The 19,380-nt window shown below is 37.2% G+C and carries 15 protein-coding genes; 8 read left to right on the top strand and 7 right to left on the bottom strand.

Going from position 1 to position 19,380, the window contains the following annotated elements; all coding sequences use genetic code 11:
* Positions 1 to 9: 9 nt before the first annotated feature.
* Positions 10 to 1,413 carry a lipopolysaccharide biosynthesis protein gene (locus tag SPK86_RS09560; RefSeq protein ID WP_330949213.1) on the top strand — a complete coding sequence of 468 codons (1,404 nt, stop codon included), beginning with the start codon at positions 10 to 12 and terminating at the stop codon, positions 1,411 to 1,413.
* 86 nt (positions 1,414 to 1,499) lie between these two features.
* Positions 1,500 to 2,222 (top strand): glycerophosphodiester phosphodiesterase, encoded by a 723-nt coding sequence (locus SPK86_RS09555; protein WP_330949212.1) that lies wholly within the window; start codon positions 1,500 to 1,502, stop codon positions 2,220 to 2,222.
* Between the two features lie 96 nt (positions 2,223 to 2,318).
* Here SPK86_RS09555 and SPK86_RS09550 read toward each other — a convergent pair whose 3' ends face one another.
* Together SPK86_RS09550 and SPK86_RS09545 are read right to left on the bottom strand one after the other, a co-directional pair.
* Positions 2,319 to 3,497 carry an ROK family transcriptional regulator gene (locus tag SPK86_RS09550; RefSeq protein WP_330949211.1) on the bottom strand — a complete coding sequence of 393 codons (1,179 nt, stop codon included), beginning with the start codon at positions 3,495 to 3,497 and terminating at the stop codon, positions 2,319 to 2,321.
* 286 nt (positions 3,498 to 3,783) lie between these two features.
* Positions 3,784 to 5,373, bottom strand: a complete 1,590-nt coding sequence (locus SPK86_RS09545; protein WP_330949210.1) for a solute:sodium symporter family transporter — start codon at positions 5,371 to 5,373, stop codon at positions 3,784 to 3,786.
* Positions 5,374 to 5,976: 603 nt separating this feature from the next.
* On the opposite strand from SPK86_RS09545, the gene SPK86_RS09540 reads away from it, so the two are divergent.
* The 4 genes from SPK86_RS09540 (at position 5,977) to SPK86_RS09525 (ending at position 10,833) form a co-directional block, all read left to right on the top strand.
* On the top strand, positions 5,977 to 7,158 hold the full coding sequence (locus SPK86_RS09540) for a galactokinase (protein ID WP_330949209.1): 1,182 nt from the start codon (positions 5,977 to 5,979) through the stop codon (positions 7,156 to 7,158).
* Positions 7,159 to 7,194: 36 nt separating this feature from the next.
* Positions 7,195 to 8,196, top strand: a complete 1,002-nt coding sequence (gene galE / locus SPK86_RS09535; protein WP_330949208.1) for a UDP-glucose 4-epimerase GalE — start codon at positions 7,195 to 7,197, stop codon at positions 8,194 to 8,196.
* The gene (gene galT, locus SPK86_RS09530; RefSeq protein ID WP_330949207.1) at positions 8,193 to 9,683 is read left to right on the top strand and encodes a UDP-glucose--hexose-1-phosphate uridylyltransferase; all 1,491 of its coding nucleotides are present in this window, start codon (positions 8,193 to 8,195) and stop codon (positions 9,681 to 9,683) included. The genes galE and galT overlap by 4 nt, the downstream gene beginning before the upstream one ends.
* Positions 9,684 to 9,795: 112 nt before the next feature.
* Positions 9,796 to 10,833 (top strand): aldose epimerase family protein, encoded by a 1,038-nt coding sequence (locus SPK86_RS09525; RefSeq protein WP_330949206.1) that lies wholly within the window; start codon positions 9,796 to 9,798, stop codon positions 10,831 to 10,833.
* 104 nt (positions 10,834 to 10,937) lie between these two features.
* Here SPK86_RS09525 and SPK86_RS09520 read toward each other — a convergent pair whose 3' ends face one another.
* The 5 genes from SPK86_RS09520 to SPK86_RS09500 form a co-directional block, all read right to left on the bottom strand.
* Positions 10,938 to 12,098, bottom strand: a complete 1,161-nt coding sequence (locus SPK86_RS09520) for a CDP-glycerol glycerophosphotransferase family protein (RefSeq protein ID WP_330949205.1) — start codon at positions 12,096 to 12,098, stop codon at positions 10,938 to 10,940.
* Positions 12,099 to 12,106: 8 nt separating this feature from the next.
* On the bottom strand, positions 12,107 to 13,378 hold the full coding sequence (locus tag SPK86_RS09515) for a CDP-glycerol glycerophosphotransferase family protein (protein ID WP_330949204.1): 1,272 nt from the start codon (positions 13,376 to 13,378) through the stop codon (positions 12,107 to 12,109).
* Positions 13,379 to 13,391: 13 nt separating this feature from the next.
* On the bottom strand, positions 13,392 to 14,135 hold the full coding sequence (locus tag SPK86_RS09510; protein ID WP_284139007.1) for an SDR family oxidoreductase: 744 nt from the start codon (positions 14,133 to 14,135) through the stop codon (positions 13,392 to 13,394).
* Positions 14,135 to 14,827 carry an IspD/TarI family cytidylyltransferase gene (locus SPK86_RS09505; RefSeq protein ID WP_284139006.1) on the bottom strand — a complete coding sequence of 231 codons (693 nt, stop codon included), beginning with the start codon at positions 14,825 to 14,827 and terminating at the stop codon, positions 14,135 to 14,137. The genes SPK86_RS09510 and SPK86_RS09505 overlap by 1 nt, the downstream gene beginning before the upstream one ends.
* 253 nt (positions 14,828 to 15,080) lie before the next feature.
* Positions 15,081 to 16,418: an outer membrane protein assembly factor BamB family protein gene (locus tag SPK86_RS09500; protein ID WP_330949203.1), complete on the bottom strand. Its 1,338-nt coding sequence runs from the start codon at positions 16,416 to 16,418 to the stop codon at positions 15,081 to 15,083.
* A 315-nt stretch (positions 16,419 to 16,733) separates the two neighbouring features.
* Here SPK86_RS09500 and SPK86_RS09495 point away from each other — a divergent pair, with 315 nt between their 5' ends.
* Both SPK86_RS09495 and SPK86_RS09490 read left to right on the top strand, forming a co-directional pair.
* Positions 16,734 to 18,161: an MBOAT family O-acyltransferase gene (locus SPK86_RS09495; RefSeq protein WP_330949202.1), complete on the top strand. Its 1,428-nt coding sequence runs from the start codon at positions 16,734 to 16,736 to the stop codon at positions 18,159 to 18,161.
* 24 nt (positions 18,162 to 18,185) lie between these two features.
* Positions 18,186 to 19,367, top strand: coding sequence for a DHHW family protein (locus SPK86_RS09490; protein WP_330949201.1), 1,182 nt, complete (start codon positions 18,186 to 18,188; stop codon positions 19,365 to 19,367).
* Positions 19,368 to 19,380 lie beyond the last annotated feature (13 nt).

The following is a 19,380-nucleotide window of genomic DNA, read 5'->3' as shown; positions in this document are numbered from 1 at the left end:
CGAAAAGCGATGAATAATTTGTTTAAGAATACATTCATTTACGGATTTGCTAAGCTTGGCACAGGAGTCTTAGGGATTCTTATGCTCCCAATCTATACACGCTATTTCTCACCAGCCGAATTCGGTCTTTGGGATGTTGCTGCAACGACTGGAGCTTTAATAACCCCATTTATTACATTTGAGCTTGTAGCTGCTGTATATCGCTGGCTTTTAGAAGAAAATTGCGAATCGAAGCGAGCAGAAATAATTACAACAGGCATACTTGCCATTATACGTAATACGATTATGTTTAATGTGCTTGCGATTGTGTTTTTCAGCTTTTATTCCTTTCCGTACGCTTGGCCTGCACTTGGTTTTATTAACATTCTTATTGTAAACAGCTTTATGCAACAATGTGCGAGGGGATTACGATATAACAAGCTGTTTGCAATGATGGGCATCATTCAGATGGGGATTACACTCCTATGTATGCTTTTCTTTATGTTCGTTCTCCAGCTTCGCGTGGAGGCTTTTTTCTATGCGGCTATGATTTCTGGATTCGTGGGGAGTCTTGTTTTTTGGAAACAGATGAAAATGGAGCGGTATGTTTCTTTATCCGTTTATTCAAAAGGACTGTTAAAACACTTTTTAGCTTATTCGATGCCTATTATTCCAGGTGCTGCGAGCTGGTGGATTTTAACGATGTCTGATCGTTACTTTATCAGCGCATTTCTCGGCATGGAGATGAATGGATTATATGCTGTTGCTAATAAAATTCCAGCAATGCTCCTCTTAATTAATTCTGTTTTCTCTCTTGCTTGGAAGGATAGTGCGATTGTTACCTTCCATACTACGAATAAAGATGATTATTATTCAGATGTATTCAAGCAATTCTTCAGACTAATCATCACCTCAGTTATCTGTCTAACACTTGTTGCCAAACCACTATTAGCAATCGCTGTTTCTAGTTCCTATTTTGATGCATGGAAATATATCGGCTTTCTTATGCTCGGAACGGTATTTCATGCTTTTTCATTATTCTGGGCTGCTGGTTTTCATGGTGCCAAGCAAACGAACCAAATTTTTTGGTCAACTGTAGTCGGCGCGCTTGTCAATGTTGTCATTAACCTACTTCTTATATCACTTCTTGGATTATACGCAATCGCCATCTCGACATTTGGTGCATTTTTGCTAACTTGGTTATTACGAATAAAAGGGGCGAACAAGCTTTTCCATGTAGAGCTTCCTCAGAAGGATATGGCTATCTTATTTCCGCTTGTTGGAATTTCCATTGCCCTGCCTTTTATTCTTTCCAAGCTATGGCTAGCGATTAGTATCTTCTTTTCCATTTTATTATTTATCGGTTTTAATTGGCAGCTCATAAAAAATGTATATAAGCAGATTAAGCACATAATGAAAAAGACTTCCACATAGCTTTCTCAAAAATCAAATGCCCCCCGATATCTTTCTTGTGATATGATGAAACCAATCTATTTTTTCAATTCAAGAGGTGATTGACAGTGGTTTTAAATTTCGCCCATCGCGGCTCATTAACAGAAGCACCTGAAAACTCCATTCCTGCTTTTCAAAAAGCTTTAGAGCACGGAACACAAGCGATCGAGCTGGATGTCCAGCTTACAAAAGACAATCAGCTCGTTATTTGTCATGATCATAAGTTTACCCGTTACAACAACCAAGTTAAAGGACGAATAAAAGATTATACCTTACATGAAATAAAGCAAATCGATATCAGCGCTGCATTTGGAACAGCGTATAAAGGAACTTCCCTGCCAACCTTACAGGAAGTGTTAGACCTTTGCCCGAAAGACATCATCCTTAATATTGAAATCAAAAATATTCCCGTCATTTACGATGGCATTGAAAAAATACTTATCGATTGCCTTCGAGCAAACAATCGCTTGGAAAATATCTTGATTTCTTCCTTCGATCATCTAGCTCTACAAAAAGTGCAAGCCTTGGAGCCTGGATTAGAATTAGGAATGTTGTTTTATTATCGGATGCTACGCCCTTGGGAATACGCTAAACAAAGCGGACTTCGGATAAGCAATATCCATCCAAATCAAGTATATACAGACCAAGAATTTGTTGAAAGCTGTAAAGCGCATGGGTTTAAGGTATATCCGTATACAGTGAACGACACGAAAAGATATGAGCAGCTGCTAGATTTTGAAGTAGATGGCGTGTTTTCAAATAATCCAGCGATCTTCCGTGCGGACAAATAGAAAAAGAACCACATAAAATTCAGGTATAAATCCTTGATTTCATGTGGTTCTTCAGTTTCTACAAATGACTTAAATGCAGAGTAGCCAATAGCTCTTTTATTTTCTTTCAAACAATTCTACTAACAATAGTGACACAGCACCGAGTAGAGTGGCATCCTCTCCTAAAGTAGTAACGACTACCTCTGTTTGCTTTGCATCCGGGGTGAGTGCACGTTGAGCAATCGTTTGCTTTATACTTGGCAAAATGTATTGCGCACTGTTCATTACACCGCCGCCGAGAACGATTTTTTTGGGATTGACGAGATGAATTAAATTCGTTAATCCAACACCGATATAAACTCCTGTCTCTATTAATACTTCTTCATATATCGTGTTCCCCGCCTTTGCAAGTGCATATACACTCTCACCGGTAAGCCTCATCGCTTCGGAAACACCACTTTCTAGAAGGCGCTCCTGGGCACGATCTGCAATTGCAGAGCCTGTGGCAAAGGTTTGCAAGCAGCCTTGATTGCCACACGTACAAACCTTCCCATGCATGTCAATCGTCATATGACCGATTTCTCCCGCGATGTCTTGAGAGCCATGATAGAGCTTCCCACCAACTACAATTCCTGCTCCAACTCCTCGGCCAATATTTACAGCAACCATACTATCTATGTCACCATGGCCACCAAACCAAGCTTCCCCTAGTGCCATTGCACGCGCATCGTTTTCTACTTTAATTAAAACATCGAATTCTTCTTCAAGCGCTTCTTTAATAGGGACATTTGTTAACCCAAGGTTTGGAGCGAATAGTGACGTCCCATTGTCTACATCAACTACCCCATGCATTCCGATGCCAATCCCTAATATTTCCGAACGATTTAACGGTGTTTCGGCGATTATTGTATGAATACTATTTTTCAAATAGGTTAGAAACGTATCATTCGTTAAACGTGTTGGCAGCTTTTTTTCGTTCCTCTTAATAATTGTGCCGGAGAGGTCAGTAACGATGGAAACAATGTTATCTGGGCCCGCATCAACGCCAACAATATAGAAAGCAGTCCTATTTATATGTAGCATGGTTGGTTTTCTACCGCCCATCGATTGTCCACTATCGCTTTCTACTACTAATCCTTGATCGATTAGTTCCTTCACGATATTACTGACAGTTGGCGGAGTAAGCTTTGTATCTTTGGCAATTTGAGCTCGGGAAATCGGCTCTGCTGTCCGTATTTTATTTAAAATAATCGATTTATTTACAGATTTCATTAATTGAAAGGTTCCACGTTGCATAGCCGTTCCTCCGAACATTATGTACTTCCACGTCTAAAATAGAGCATTGCGCGAGATGAAAATCATTTCTAGTTACCTATATACCGCATAGGATGAGAATGGATTGACCTTTACTTTTCAGTATATCATTCATTATAACGTAGAGCACAAGAAAGGGGCATTTCGAATAGCCTAGCATAAAAACGCGTTTAGTTAATGGAGGATTAAAAGCGAACGATGATTACGCACATTAAATTTATAAAGGAAGATGCCTTATCGCTTGGCACCTCCCTTGCTTAATTAATTTTTATACAGCAATTCCGATCGGTGAGAAGATTACATAGATAATGATCATCACAGCAATCGCGGCTAGACCAACTGGATACGCAAGCTTCCATGGATTTAAATCCACTGCTTTCTTATCTTCAAGAACAAACGCCGTATCCCTTGGCTTTACTTTACCCATAATTAACATAAATACCGTACAAACTACAAACAAGATTGCTAGAATATGAAGATAATGAACTCCCGTATCCCAGAATAATTGTGTAATTCCATAGACTATAATGAATGCACCCAGTGCAATCTTCGCGGCAATGGCAGGTACACGCTTTGTCATGTATCCAACAATTAGTATCGTAAAGATCGGTACATTATAAAAACCGTTTACCATTTGGAAATATTGAAAGAATCCTTGTGGCATCAAATCAATCAATGGCGCCATACACATCGCAAAAATAGCAATCAACGTTCCAAACACTTTACCATGCCGGATAAGTACGTTGTCCGATATATTCGGTTTCACGTATGGCTTATACACATTCAACATGAATAACGTTACCGTTGAATTTAAACCAGAATTAAAAGAGGATAAAATTGCTCCAAAAAGGACAGCCGCAAAAAATCCTACAAGTGGCAATGGCAATACATGATTGACAAGTGCTGTATATGCGTTAATTGGTGCTAGCTTATCACCTAGTAAGTTGAACGCTATAATTCCTGGCAAAATTAAAATGAGTGGTCCAAGCATTTTTAAAAATGCTGCAATTAATAGCCCCTTTTGTCCCTCTTTTAAATTTTTTGCGGCAATTGCTCGTTGCATAATATGCTGGGCAGTTCCCCAATAGAACAAGTTTACTAAAAGCAACCCGGTAAACATCGTTGAAAATGGCAATGGTTCTTTATCTCCACCGATTGCATTTAGTTTTTCCGGTGTATTTTCAATAATCGATTGGAAGCCAGCAATTGGTGAACCATCTCCTAGAAACGCAAGTCCGAGAATAGGAATGAGCAAACCACCGATTAATAAACCAATACCATTTATCGTGTCAGATATCGCAACCGCTTTCAATCCTCCAAAAATAGCATAAATTGAACCGATAATACCAATTAACCATACGGTAATCCATAAAGCGGCTGTATCGCCCACTCCGAAAATATCTTGGACATGAAACATCTCTCGCAATGCAACCGCACCTGTATAAAGAATGGGAGGCATTAAATTAAGGACGTAGCCGAACAAAAATAATATCGTAACAAATAATTTCACACCTGGATCAAAACGTTCCTCAAGAAAATCAGGAATTGTCGTTATTCCACCTTTTAAATATCGTGGAAGTAAATAAAACGCTACCAAAACAAGTGCTAATGCTGAACCAACTTCCCATCCCATTGATGCAATACTGAATTCATATCCCTCTGCATTTAGTCCGACAAGCTGCTCTGTTGATAGATTCGTAAGCATTAATGAACCAGCTATTACCCAACCTGTTAAACTACGTCCCCCAAGAAAATAACCATCTGATGTCGTCAGATCTTCCTTTCGTGTTTTTAAATAAGAAATAATTGCAACTAAACCAGTAAACAACAGAAATGAAGCAATGGTTATAAAAGACACAATAAATCTCCTCCCTTTTATCATGTAATAATTTGCTCGTATACGTTATGTATCTCGTATCCGCTTTCAAAAATGCTCTTTTTAATGAAAACGCTATCTTATTTCCTCGTTATGATTCATTAATTAATTAAATTAATTAACTTTTAACATCCTAACACTAAGTCGTTAAAACGTCAAATCTATTTTTGTTTCTATTACAGTTATAGCTTACGAGAAAGGTTGGACGGTTGCAACTTCAATATCACTATTAACCTATTATCCCCTAATGAAAAATCTACTTTCGAAGCGATAAGTTGAGCTACTATTCACATTTACGTCATCTATTGTAATCCCTTTCATTTTATTTCCCTTTACGTGTTGAAATTACCTATTGTTCATTGTAATATTGACTTAATTAAATTAATTAATAAAGTTATTGAATCATATTTATAGTTGCAGGTTGTCCAATCCAGGTTCCAGCTGGATACTTCGCTTCTAGCTTTCACGCATTAATACTCAGCTTTCTATTTACTTAGTCCTGTAATGGCTGCTAATTATGAAATTTATTCTATCTACTGTGTACAAAATTTAACAAAGAAAATCACTTAAAGAGGAGTTTTTAACATGAAACCAGACCTTATTACCCAATTTAAATCTATTTTTCAAACGAATGAAACACCTGAGGTTTTCTTTGCACCGGGACGAATTAATTTAATCGGAGAGCATACCGACTATAACGGTGGCCATGTTTTTCCTGCAGCAATATCATTTGGAACCTATGCAGTTGGAAAAATGCGTCAAGATCAGAAGCTTCGCTTTTATTCGCTTAATTTCCCCGATAAAGGAATCATTGAATGTCAATTAAATAGATTAGACTATGCGAAGGAACATGACTGGGCCAACTATCCTAAAGGGATGATTCTAGCGTTTAAAAAATTAGGCTATGACATCCATTCCGGGATGGATATTCTATTTTATGGGGATATTCCAAATGGCGCTGGCCTTTCTTCCTCTGCTTCCATCGAAATGGTCACTGGCGTTTTACTTGAAGAATTTTTCGCATTAAATATTGACCGTGTAGCCATGATCGAGCTTGGCCAGCAGGTAGAAAATCAATATATCGGTGTAAATAGTGGGATTATGGACCAGTTTGCAATTGGTATGGGCAAGAAAAATCACGCCTTGCTTCTCGATTGTCAAACGCTCCATTATAAATATGCCCCTATTAAGTTAGATAACCATGTCATTATTATTATGAATACAAATAAAAAGCGAACATTAGCAGGTTCAAAATACAATGAACGCCGTGAACAATGTGAAACAGCACTAGAGGAATTGCAAAAACAGCTCTCAATCAAGACCCTTGGCGAATTAACCAACGAGCTTTTCCTTTCCCATCAACAGCTAATTACCAATGAGATAAACCGAAAAAGGGCTCGTCATGCCGTAACAGAAAATCAACGTACCCTTCAAGCACTGGAAGCATTGCATGAAGGAAACTTAACAGCATTCGGAAATCTAATGAATGCGTCACATCAATCCTTAAAAGACGATTATGAAGTTACCGGTATAGAGCTCGACACGCTAGTTGAAGCCGCACAAAAACAGCAAGGTGTTGTTGGAGCTAGAATGACAGGAGCTGGATTTGGTGGCTGTGCAATTGCCATCGTTGAAAAAGAACAGCAGGAAGCATTCCAACAGCATGTAAATGACATCTATCAAAAGAAAATTGGCTATGGTGCTACCTTTTATATAGCAAGCATTGCCGATGGCGCGAAAAAAATTGAAAGTAGCAAGGTTCTATAAAAGAACGGCTAACTATAAATCTGAGGAGGACTTTTCATGCGTGTTTTAGTATTAGGAGGAGCAGGATATATTGGTTCCCATGCAGTTTATCAATTAAAGGAACAAGGCTATGATGTGGTAGTTGTCGATAACTTACAGACAGGACATCGACAGGCACTCCATCCAGAGGCTATTTTCTATCAAGGAGATATTCGTGACATTTCCTTCTTACGTGACGTCTTTCAAAAAGAAGCGATCAATGCTGTGATTCATTTTGCGGCAAACTCGCTTGTTGGCGAGTCAATGGAAAAGCCACTCCAATATTTTGACAATAATGTTTATGGTACACAAGTATTGCTACAAGTAATGGTGGAGCATCATGTAAAACATATCGTCTTCTCTTCTACTGCTGCTACTTATGGAGAGCCTGAAGCAATTCCAATTAACGAAACAATGCCAACAATCCCAACAAGCACTTATGGAGAGACTAAGTTAACAATGGAAAAATTAATGAAATGGACCGCTGAGGCGCATGGCATTACCTATGTCCCCCTTCGCTACTTTAATGTGGCAGGTGCAAAAGAAACAGCAATTATTGGCGAAGATCACCGCCCTGAAACCCATTTAGTTCCTATTATTTTACAAACGGCTCTAGGACAACGCGACCATATTACGATATTTGGTGAAGACTATGATACACCTGATGGGACATGTATTCGCGACTATGTACATGTTGATGACCTTATTGATGCCCATCTACGCGCACTCACTTACTTACTTGATGGGGGAAAAAGCGATATTTTCAACTTAGGTAGTAGCCAAGGATTTTCAGTAAAGGAAATGATTGATGCAGCAAGAGATGTAACCGGCAAGCCAATCCCTGCTATTCTTGGCCCACGGCGTCCTGGTGATCCAAGTACGTTAATCGCAAGCTCGGACAAAGCAAAGAACATCTTGGGCTGGAAACCCACTAGAACCTCTATCAAAAAAATTATGGAAGACGCTTGGAGATGGCATTCTTCCCATCCAAATGGTTATGAAACGGATGTGACAACATGATTTACGCATATATTACAAGTTTAATAAAGGAAGGAATAAATAAAGAACTCATCACACCAGTTGATCGTATTTACGTTCGCAATCGCATCATGCATTTGCTTGGAATTTCTTCATTTCCTGAAGATGCGCCTGAAGCAGAGGAAACTTCCATTCCAGAACTCTTAGAGGCAATCGTTGATTGGGCGGTTTCTGAACATGTCATTGAAGATATGTTAGCCAATAAAGAAATCCTATCTGCAAATATAATGAACTGTTTTGTTGCCAGACCTTCCGTCATCCAACAGCAATTTAAAGAAAAATACAGCCAATCACCTGTTGCCGCAACCGATTACTTTTATGAATTAAGTAAAAATAGTAACTATATTCAAATGAAGCGGATCCAAAAGAACATTCATTTTAAAGCAGAAAGTGCTTACGGAGATTTAGACATCACGATTAATTTATCGAAACCAGAAAAAGATCCCGAACAAATTCGCAGAGAGCGTGACATAAAGCAATCCGGGAACTATCCGAAGTGTGTCCTTTGTGTAGAAAACGAAGGCTATAACGGGAGGTTTGGACATCCAGCACGGGCCAATCATCGGGTTATCCAAATTCCACTGCTTGGTGAAAATTGGTATCTGCAATATTCTCCCTATATGTACTACAATGAGCATAGTATTCTGCTCGCTGAAGAACATCGGGACATGAAAATTGATCAAGCTACATTTAGACGATTAATCGCCTTTACAGAACAGTTTCCACATTATTTTATTGGTTCAAATGCAGACTTACCCATTGTCGGTGGTTCTATCTTAAGTCATGATCATTATCAAGCGGGGCGCTATGAATTTGCAATGACCAATGCTGCTTCTGTAATGAAGACCGATCTAAAGGAATTTCCATCAGTAAAGGCTGCTATATTAAAATGGCCTTTATCAGTCATTCGCTTAAACAGTGCTAATCCCGAGCAGCTAGCTGAGGCAGGTGGACACATTTTAAATGTGTGGAAAAACTACTCAGATATGGAAGCTAATGTGCTGGCATATTCTGAGGACACGCGTCATAATACGATCACTCCGATTGCAAGGCGACGTAATAACGAATTCGAGCTTGATCTCGTCCTGCGCAACAATCGCACGACCGAAGCCTATCCAATGGGGATATTCCATCCGCATGCTGATAAGCATCATATTAAAAAAGAAAACATTGGTCTCATTGAAGTGGTGGGACTTGCTGTCCTTCCAGCTCGTTTAAAGGACGAACTCGCCGAGCTCAAAAAATTCTTATTAGACTTACCATGTAATGTTGCATCCCACCATGAGGCATGGGCACTTCAATTAAAAGCGACTTATGGCAGCATGAAGGATCCAGCTACTGTAGATGCTATCGTAGAAAAGGAGCTTGGCATAAAGTTTGCCAGCGTACTTGAAGATGCAGGTGTTTTTAAACAAACAGATGCTGGCATCGTAGCATTTCAACGCTTTATCAATGCAGTGAACAGCTAAAAAAGTTGGACTTAAGAGTATGGTTTAAAAAAGTAATGAAAGAAAGTAGATAACAGGCAGCGCAGAATTAGGTTGCCTGTTAATTTCTTATACATAAAGAGGAGTCAACAGAATGCGTATTGCAACTAAGCAGGTTTGCGACAAATGGATGCTTTATACACTCGTTAATGATCATGGAATGGAGGTAAGCCTGCTAAATTACGGTGGAATCATTACAAGGATCATTACACCAGACAAGGATGGAAATCGAGAAAACATTGTACTTAGTTATGATAATCTAGCGGAGTATGTTGAAAACCCTAATTACTTTGGTGCGCTAATCGGCAGAATAGCAGGTAGAACTGCCAATGCAGTCTTTACACTAGATGGAGTCCAATATAGGTTGGATACAAACGAAGGCAATCATCATTTGCACGGGGGAGCGCATAGCTTTAGTAAGGTTGTCTGGGATGTAGAGACGTTTATTACGGATAATATGGCTTGTGTGAAACTGATACATGAAGCAAGTGATGGCGAAGGAGGATATCCAGGAAATTTGCGAACAGTTGTTACTTATTCGCTATCCAACGCGAATGAACTTGAAATCGATTACCAGGCACAATCAGATCAAAATACAGTATTAACACTAACGAACCATAGCTATTTTAACCTGCGTGGCAAGCTTGATACAACGGTTCATAACCACCATGTGTTTATTGCCAGCGATGAAACTCTGGAATTAGACAACGAACTTATTCCGACCGGGAAAAGACTAGCGGTGACCAATACTCCTTTTGACTTTCGAAATGGAAGATGGTTACGAGATGGCTTCTCGTCAGACCATCTTCAGAACAGAATTGTTGGAGGTGGCTATGATCATTATTTTATCTTTCAAGAAAATAAGAAAGAACAAGTGAAGGTAACTGAACCTGTAAGTGGCCGGACAATGACAATAACGACAGATCAACCAGGGATGGTTATGTATACTGCCAACGGATTACAGACAGGATTAAAGCTAGCAGGAGGGTTATCTAAAAAGCATTTAGGTGTATGCTTTGAAACACAAGGCTCTCCCGCTTCTTTACAGCATAATGACTTATCCTCTATTCGACTTGAGGCGGGAGAATTGTATCATAAAAAGACTGTGTTTCAATTTGGCGTGGAATCATAAGAGGAGGGACATCGTTAAGCTGATGTTCCTTTTTTCTTCTGGATTTACATTAAGTTAGCGTCTCGTGTGAGGTTAGGTGTGCATCGATGTTTAAAAATTTACTATCAAGAGAAGATGTCTTGAACAACTCGTTCTGATGCCCTGCCATCCAAGTGATCGAAAAACCTGCTTTGAAAAGCAGCTAGTGTATCAGTAGAAAGCGAATTATTACGCAACACATCGATTAGTTCTTCCGTACTCCTGACAATCGGTCCTGGAACTAGCGATTGGTAGTCATAATAAAAATCGCGTTCTTTTTGATAATCGTCCATATCATACGGGTAAAAAATCATTGGTTTATGAAGCAAGCTATACTCAAAAAACACCGCTGAATAATCTGTTATTAAGATGTCAGCAATCACTAACAGCTCCTGAATAGAAAACTCATTCACGATAGGAAAAACAAAATGCTCCTCATCTGACTGTAGTACAACATCGTTCCGCATGTATGGATGCAAATGAATAAGCAAGGCATATTCACCTTCTAATGCCATTTTTAATTTATTTAAATCTAATGGAACTTGATAAGCCTCTTGATGATGGCTTTTCCCTCGATAGGTCGGTGCATACAATAGCAGCTTTTTATGACTAAGCATTGGATATTTCCGATAAAATGTATGTTTTGCTTTTTGAATTTCCGACTCGTTATAAAAGAAATCAGACCTTGGAATACCTAATGGTTTAATCCGGTGCTCTTCCATCCCAAATGCGTTTGCAAAAAACGGAATCACCTCTGTCGCACTTACATATGCCTTTGAATAATTCCCGTGGACCGGTACATGCTTTACATAGTTTGCGCTTGGCCCAAAAGGCTTCCCAACTGTACTTAAGCCAAACTGCTTTAATGCACCTGCACTGTGCCACAATTGGATCACTTGGACTTCCTTTCTAGGCTTAACTAAATACAAAAGCATATAATAATCATCCACGATAAAATATCCTGATGTGGCAAGGTAATAGCAGCCCTTTAGCATATGAAGCGTATATTTCACCTTACTCATTACACCTCCCTTAAAAGTTGCAAACAAAAGAACTGCTTCTTTTTCTGGGAATTGATTTCTCATCTCGTTATAAACATAAAACAGATTATCCTTTAATACCGTTGATCGATAGGAAGCAAAGACAACACGATTACGATTCACCTTAAAGATGAAGCATAGGCAACGGTAAAAGCTATTAAGAATAAATTTAATGATTAGCGTAGGGAAAAGCTTTAACAAACTCATAAAGAACGCTACCTTTCTATACCAAGGATTTCTTTGTAAATATAATCTACTTGCTTGGTTAATACTTGTCCCTGATTTTCCTTAGAATAAAATATACCTAATACTCGTTCTCTTTCTTCTTTATATAAGTTCGGTTGTGCTACCGCTTTCTTTAATTCAAGCAATAGATCAGAGAAACCTTCGACTTTCGGACCTGGAGTGACGTCAAAATAATTAAAATACATCTCATTCGATTTTTGTAAATATTCTTCTAAATCGTACGCATAAAACAGCACAGGTCGATTTAACAGCAGATAATCTGTATAGCAGCTGGAATAGTCGGTTATTAGGATGTCTGCATACTTTAACAAAAGCTGTGGATCAAAGGAGGAATTACTAATATCAATAATGTTCTCATAATCTTTCGGTATCTCGCCACTGCTATACATATGTCGTTTTATGAGAAAGCGGTAGCCCATCTCTTTGCAGGCTTCACTTAATGCACGAAAATCGATAACTAATTGAATATTCTTCTCGTATTTGCCAAATTTGCGATGAGTTGGCATATATAGAATAACTTTTTCATCGCGAATCCATTCTGGGATTTCACGATCCTCTTCAGAATGTGTAAAGAACACATCGTTTCGGACCTGACCTAGCTCTAATACATTTTCTTTTGGAACAAGAAAGGTTTCTGGATAATAGGAGCTTACACGCTCGCTTGTAGAAACAACAAAATTTTGATTCGCTTGATTGGTTCGCACGACTAACTTTCCGAACAACCGCTTCCACTTATTACTTTCATGTAACACTTTATATGAAAAAGTACTCTTATTTGCGCCCCATACTTTTTTTAGTCCAACTCCATGCCAAGTGTTATAGGAAATCGCCCCACCTAAAAAGGATTTACTAAAATCGTCATTAATTGAATGAGAATGCACAACTAACGTTGCACGCAGCTGATAATAGATACCACGCCATGAATGATGCTTCCATGAAAGGTAGCCTTCAGCTCGTAATTGCTCAACAACGCGATCATTTTTTGAAATCCAAACACAGGTAAGGTCTGGGTGTTTTGTCATCATTAAAAATAAAAACTTCGAATTCCCTCGAAATCCTTGCCCGCTTTCTCCGCCAAACACGACTAAACGATTGGATTTTGGTATTAATCGAGATAAAAAATGAATCACAACAACAATGCTGCGTTTTCCAATTAATCGCCCTTTTTTTATCATTGACTTGTTTACTGAAATGAATATAAGGATCAACAAGCCAATTTGGATTATGTCTACTATGTTCATAGAATCTCCTCAATTATCTAGAAGTTGTTTGCTCTGTTTGCCTTTTAGCTACTTTTACCACTTGCTTTCGAACAACGATATTCTGTCCGTCTAAACAAACACCACTCTCTGACAATAAATGCCCAACAACTTCACCTACATGGCTTGGTTGCATGATCGTAGTAGGATCTTCATCTGGCGCTAGAATTTTCCGAAGCTCTGTTGCACATCTCCCAGGAGATATGCAGTACACTAAAATGCCGTAATCAGAAAGCTCCTCTGATAACGTCTGTGAAATACTAATCAAGGCAGCTTTTGATGAAGCATATGCCAACCATCCAGGACGAGCAGAGCTTCCAGCAGTTGAAGCAACATTTAATATTTTGCCACCATTCTTTTTCATCCACTTGACGACTTCCTTCGTAATATTAAATAAGGAATGCACATTAATCTTATACGTTTTTTCCCAATCCTCCACCGTCGTCTCTAATAAAGATTTCGGATTCGCATAGCCTGCCACATTGATCAGCATATCAATACTTCCATATTTCGCTCCAATATGCTGTATTTCCTGCCTTACAGTATTAAAATCTGTTAAGTCGATTGGAATGATTTCAATTTGCTTGTTTCTGTTCATTAACGTAGATGTCTCTTCCAAGCCTGTTTCTGTACGCGCAAGTAAGATAATATTAGATACATCGTCCTGATTACTCAATTCAATCGCAATGGCCCTACCAATACCGCGACTTGCCCCAGTAACAATACATGTTTTTGACATCAAATAACCCCCATTGATATATAATCCTTGTAAATTATCTCTGCAATCTTTCTATCTAATGGTTTAGTAATTTTAATATTGTATTCACTACCAGCCAGTATTTCAATCGTAGAATGGTAGTAATGATAATAGAGACTTGCATCCTCTGTAAATATTTGTTGGTCTTTCCGAGCACATTCATGCGCATACAATAATTGCTTTGCATTATATTTATGCGGTAATTGGACATTAACTAGCTGGTCTCGACGTAAATTTCCTTCTACAGTCGTTTTCCCTTGTAAAACAGTAAAAGGAATATCCAAACCAAAGATAACGTTTTCATTTTTAATATGCATTAATTGCTTGTACTGCTCTACCGTCACAAAGGGGCGTACTGCTTCATGAATAATGACATGATCAGCACCTTTTGCATAAACCAATCCATTATATACTGATTCCTGCCTTGTCTCTCCACCCGCAATACAGTGAATCGGCTTTGAAAACCCATAGTCTTGGATAATCGCTTCTGTCTTCTCGATAAATTGTTTTGGACATGGCATGATCACTTCTACCACTTCATCAAGCAATTCCACTTTCTCTAAAATATGAATAAATATTGGTTTTCCAGCGAGTAGGAGAAATTGTTTGGGAATATTCACCTGCATCCGCTTCCCAATTCCTCCCGATAATAGAATGAAGCTATATTTGTTCATTTCTTCCCTCCTTTCATAGGTAAATTTTAGTATAGCAAATGCATCACGCAAACATTGTCGGAAAATACTGATTTTTATTTTTTCGTTCGACAAATTGAACATATTTTAACGAAGCCTGGAAGTATCAACCCATCTTTTACAAAAATCATAAAAAACTGCACCTTCAGTTGTTAGATGTTGACTAACAATTAAGGTGCAGTTCATAATAATGAAACCTGCTTTTCAAAATATTTACTTTATATATGTTATTCGCCTATCTCCTACGCTTTAGTGCAATAAAAAGCAGCCCAATTAAAACTACTATTAACAATCCAATAATATAAAATTGCATACTATTTGATTTAGCCTTTGATGCTAAAACATCTTCATTAATAATATCCGTTAATGGTAATCGATATACCTTCGAATCCTGACTTCCTACAAACAAGGTATCATTTACTATTACAGGTCCAGCTGGAGCAAGTTTTCCATTTAACTTCTTTTTCCCTAGCTCTTCACCTGAGTCAGCATCCAAAGCATATACATATCCTAGTGTATTAGAGAAATAAACTATCCCATTTTGAGCAACAGGTGGCGCTTTCATTACTTCATTCTTATACTTCCAGATTTGCTCACCAGTTTTTAAATCATATGCATAAAAAGTTTTGGTAATCGGACTACCTACATAAATTTTATTATCATATATCATTGGCGCACCCGATTTATTATTACTCACCATTTCTCCTTTACCTAAACTTTTCTTCCAAACTATTTTTCCGTTCTTCCTATTTAAAGCATACATAAAATGTTCAGGTGTTTCTCGGTTTCCTTCAAGAGCGGTGGTAACAACTAAATTACCATGAACTGCTGGAGGAACATCGTCAAGGCCTGCAATCACCTTTGGAAATTCAGTTTGCCATACAAATTCATCTTTTTTAAGACTATATGCAGAAAATGTATATGGAGTTGGGCGGCCTCCACCAAAGAATAAAGTATTCTTATGCACAGCTGGTGAAGACATACTAATAACTGAGCCAATATCCGATTTGTGCACAAGCTCACCATTATTCGGATTTATCTTATATAAAGTTTTATCTCCCGTTACAATATAAACTGATTCTTTATACACAACAGGTGTTGGCATTACTTCTCCATCTGTATTATACTTCCAAAGAACTTCCCCGGTTTCAGCATCCAACGCTAAGACGCCACTCTCTTCCGTACCTCGGATTCCATTTTCCTGAAAAAACCGATTGCCAAACCCTACAAAAACTCTTCCATCTTGGTAAATCATCTCAGAATGAATCCAATTGGGCGCTTTAGCACTCCATATTTGCTCTCCATTCTCAATATCAAAAGCAAACAAATCCCCTGTATTGTGATTTCCTATAAACAATCTATTTCCTACTATCACAGGAGTTGCTCGCACTTCATCTAGCGTATCATATGATAATGCGCTTAAAGGTTCTGAATCATTGTCATAGACAGCATTTTTATCACTACTATAGCGATATTGATTCCATTCGTCTGGACCAAATGAATCTGCAAATAATGTAGTAGGAATAAAACTAACTAGTAAAGCTATAAAAACCATAAAATTTATTTTTTTCAATTCTATCCCCTTCCTATTCCAATGTCCTTCTCCTTATACTATTCTAGTTAAAATATTTTTTTTGACCAAAAGATTAATATATTCATTTCGACAAATAACCTGCATCTTGTCGCTAATATAAATTTCTCTATCTTCAATGGGAATATTTATAGTATAATTTATTCTTGGGTTCATACATTAACATCAGTACTAGCATTAACCCATTCTTATAATTAAAATTTAAATTTCCTATTCCCATCCTACCACAATTACATATTAGTTCACGAAGTATTTAATGTAAATAACGGAGTGATTTAAAAGAAAGGAATTACATCAATGGTATTTAGCTCTAGTGTTTTTTTATTTTTATTTTTACCAATCGTCTTAATCACTTATTTTGTTGCACCAAAACGTCTTAAAAATTTCGTGTTGCTTGTTGCTAGTCTATTTTTTTATGCTTGGGGAGAGCCCAAGTTTGTTTTCATTATGATCATCTCAATTATCGTTAATTATATATTTGGTATTGTAGTAGATTTAAATAGAAATAACCGATTAAAAATAAAACTTATACTAGGATCAATGGTATTTATTAATCTTCTTATTTTAGGTATCTTCAAATATATGAATTTTATTATTGAAAATATTAATTCTATTTTAGACACATCCCTTAGCAATCCTAATATCCCATTACCTATCGGCATTTCATTCTTTACATTTCAAGCGATGAGCTATGTTATCGATGTGTATCGAAAAGATGGTAGTGTACAACGAAACCCGTTTAATCTAGCGTTATATATCTCTTTATTTCCACAATTAATTGCAGGACCAATTGTTCGTTATCAAACCGTAGCCGCTCAAATAAATAGTCGTGTTTCTGATTTACCACGGATTTTATATGGTATTAAGCGGTTTATTATTGGATTAGGTAAAAAAATGATTTTAGCTAACAACTGTGGCTTTGTTGCAGATCAAGTTTTTTCGCAAAGCACCAACGATATGTCATTAGGTATTGCGTGGATTGGCATTATAGCTTATACATTGCAAATTTATTTCGATTTCTCTGCGTATTCCGATATGGCTATTGGCTTAGGTAAGATTTTTGGTTTTGATTTTCTTGAAAACTTTAATTATCCATATATATCAAAATCTGTGACTGAATTTTGGAGAAGATGGCATATTTCACTCGGCTCATGGTTTCGAGATTATTTATATATTCCATTAGGTGGAAATAGAAAAGGACAACTAATAACATATCGAAATTTGTTTATCGTGTGGTTGGCTACTGGTATATGGCATGGTGCAAGCTGGACATTCATCGCTTGGGGGCTTTATTACGGTGCATTAATTATGCTCGAGAAGGCATTCTTGGGAAATCTCCTACAAAAGATACCAAGAATCTTCCAACATGTTTATACATTAGTCCTTGTAATGATTGGATGGGTATTCTTTAGATCCGAAACATTTTCCTATGCATTTTCCTATATTGGAGTAATGTTTGGCTTACATGGAAATGAAATTTGGGATATTGATGCACAATTCTATTTCTTTCAATATGGAATTATCCTGATGATTGCAATATTTGGTGCAACACCTATCCTGTCCAAAATTTTCGAAATGATTGAAGTGAGATCTCAACATTCTATGATAATGCGTATCGTTGGAAGAGATATTGGAATTCCTTCATTCATTTTCATTGTTTTTCTAATCTCTATATCGTACACCATTGCGAATACTTTTAATCCTTTCATCTATTTTCGATTTTAAATCATTTAAGAATTGGGAGATATTATGAGAAAATCAATTGGAGAAATAATACTTGCAATAGCCTTCGTTTCCATAATCTTTGGCTTCGGAATGTGGAGTCTATTAAAAGAGGATGATTCATCATCTGTTTTAGAAAATCGAAAGCTTTCACATAGACCAGACGCTACTGTTGAAAACTTATTTTCTGGAGAATACTTTAAACAATTTGAAACTTATTATAATGACCAGTTTCCGTTAAGAAGTTTGTGGATCGAGAAAAAAACAGAACTAGAGAAAACCGCATTTCAACAACGCTTCATTAAGTCAACTTATATTAGTAAAGATGGGTACTTAATTCCAACATTAGTTTCTAATGATAAACAACGAAGTCCTGAAGAAATAGCAAAAAGAATCAAAAGTTTTGCTGCAAATATTAACAATAAGAAAGTTGATGTTTATTTTGCCTTAGTACCAAACAAAACAACAATGATGGAGGATAAATTACCAACGTATATACGTAGTGAGGCTAATGTTTTATCTGACAGGTTAATTGATGCACTGTCAAATAATAATAATATTGTTCCATTAGATATACGAGATACCATTAAGCCCCATATGAATGAAGAAAATCTTTATTTTTACACTGACCATCACTGGAAACCGAGAGCAGCTTATTATGCATATGCTTCGATTATTAATAAAATAAAAGAAAAGCACTCTATTGTTTCTCCAAAGCATCTTAACGATTTTGATTGGGAAGAAAGTGAGGTAGAATTCCTTGGTTCAGATGCCAGGACAACTACCGAAGCATATGTACGAAACCCTGATACAATCACTATAGTAAAGCCAGCATTTCAAGAACAAGAATTAGATATTTGCTTTAATGGCAAGTGTGGAAGATCATTCAATGATGAACGTTATCTAAAGCTGAAAGATAAATATACAAATCGATATAAAACCTATTTCTCTGGTGATGTGGATGAAGCAGTCATTCAAAATCCTAATATAAAAGATGACCAGAAATTACTTATCTTAAAAGACTCCTATGCGAATCCAATACTTCAATTCATAGCTAGGAACTTTAGTGAAACAAGAGTTTTGGACTTAAGGCATTATAAAGAAAATAGTATTTATCAGTATATTGAGGAAAACAATATCGATTACGTATTATTCATTCATAATATTAATTCTTTAGTAACAACGCCTAGTTTAACAAATATTAAATAGAACTTTCATTCTC

The sequence above is a fragment of the Virgibacillus sp. MG-45 genome, from assembly GCF_036409425.1.
Lineage (GTDB): Bacteria > Bacillota > Bacilli > Bacillales > Amphibacillaceae > LDC-1.
The sequence above is the reverse complement of the archived record's forward strand: the minus strand, read 5'-3'. Positions and strand labels throughout refer to the sequence as shown.

Excerpts from the sequence above, each read along its gene's own strand:
- SPK86_RS09510 (WP_284139007.1), bottom strand. The coding sequence starts at position 14,135 with ATGTCAAAAACATGTATTGTTACTGGGGCAAGTCGCGGTATTGGTAGG.
- SPK86_RS09505 (WP_284139006.1), bottom strand. The coding sequence starts at position 14,827 with ATGAACAAATATAGCTTCATTCTATTATCGGGAGGAATTGGGAAGCGG.
- SPK86_RS09550 (WP_330949211.1), bottom strand. The coding sequence starts at position 3,497 with ATGCAACGTGGAACCTTTCAATTAATGAAATCTGTAAATAAATCGATT.
- SPK86_RS09525 (WP_330949206.1), top strand. The coding sequence starts at position 9,796 with ATGCGTATTGCAACTAAGCAGGTTTGCGACAAATGGATGCTTTATACA.
- SPK86_RS09490 (WP_330949201.1), top strand. The coding sequence starts at position 18,186 with ATGAGAAAATCAATTGGAGAAATAATACTTGCAATAGCCTTCGTTTCC.
- SPK86_RS09540 (WP_330949209.1), top strand. The coding sequence starts at position 5,977 with ATGAAACCAGACCTTATTACCCAATTTAAATCTATTTTTCAAACGAAT.
- SPK86_RS09520 (WP_330949205.1), bottom strand. The coding sequence starts at position 12,098 with ATGAGTTTGTTAAAGCTTTTCCCTACGCTAATCATTAAATTTATTCTT.
- galT (WP_330949207.1), top strand. The coding sequence starts at position 8,193 with ATGATTTACGCATATATTACAAGTTTAATAAAGGAAGGAATAAATAAA.
- galE (WP_330949208.1), top strand. The coding sequence starts at position 7,195 with ATGCGTGTTTTAGTATTAGGAGGAGCAGGATATATTGGTTCCCATGCA.
- SPK86_RS09560 (WP_330949213.1), top strand. The coding sequence starts at position 10 with ATGAATAATTTGTTTAAGAATACATTCATTTACGGATTTGCTAAGCTT.
- SPK86_RS09495 (WP_330949202.1), top strand. The coding sequence starts at position 16,734 with ATGGTATTTAGCTCTAGTGTTTTTTTATTTTTATTTTTACCAATCGTC.
- SPK86_RS09515 (WP_330949204.1), bottom strand. The coding sequence starts at position 13,378 with ATGAACATAGTAGACATAATCCAAATTGGCTTGTTGATCCTTATATTC.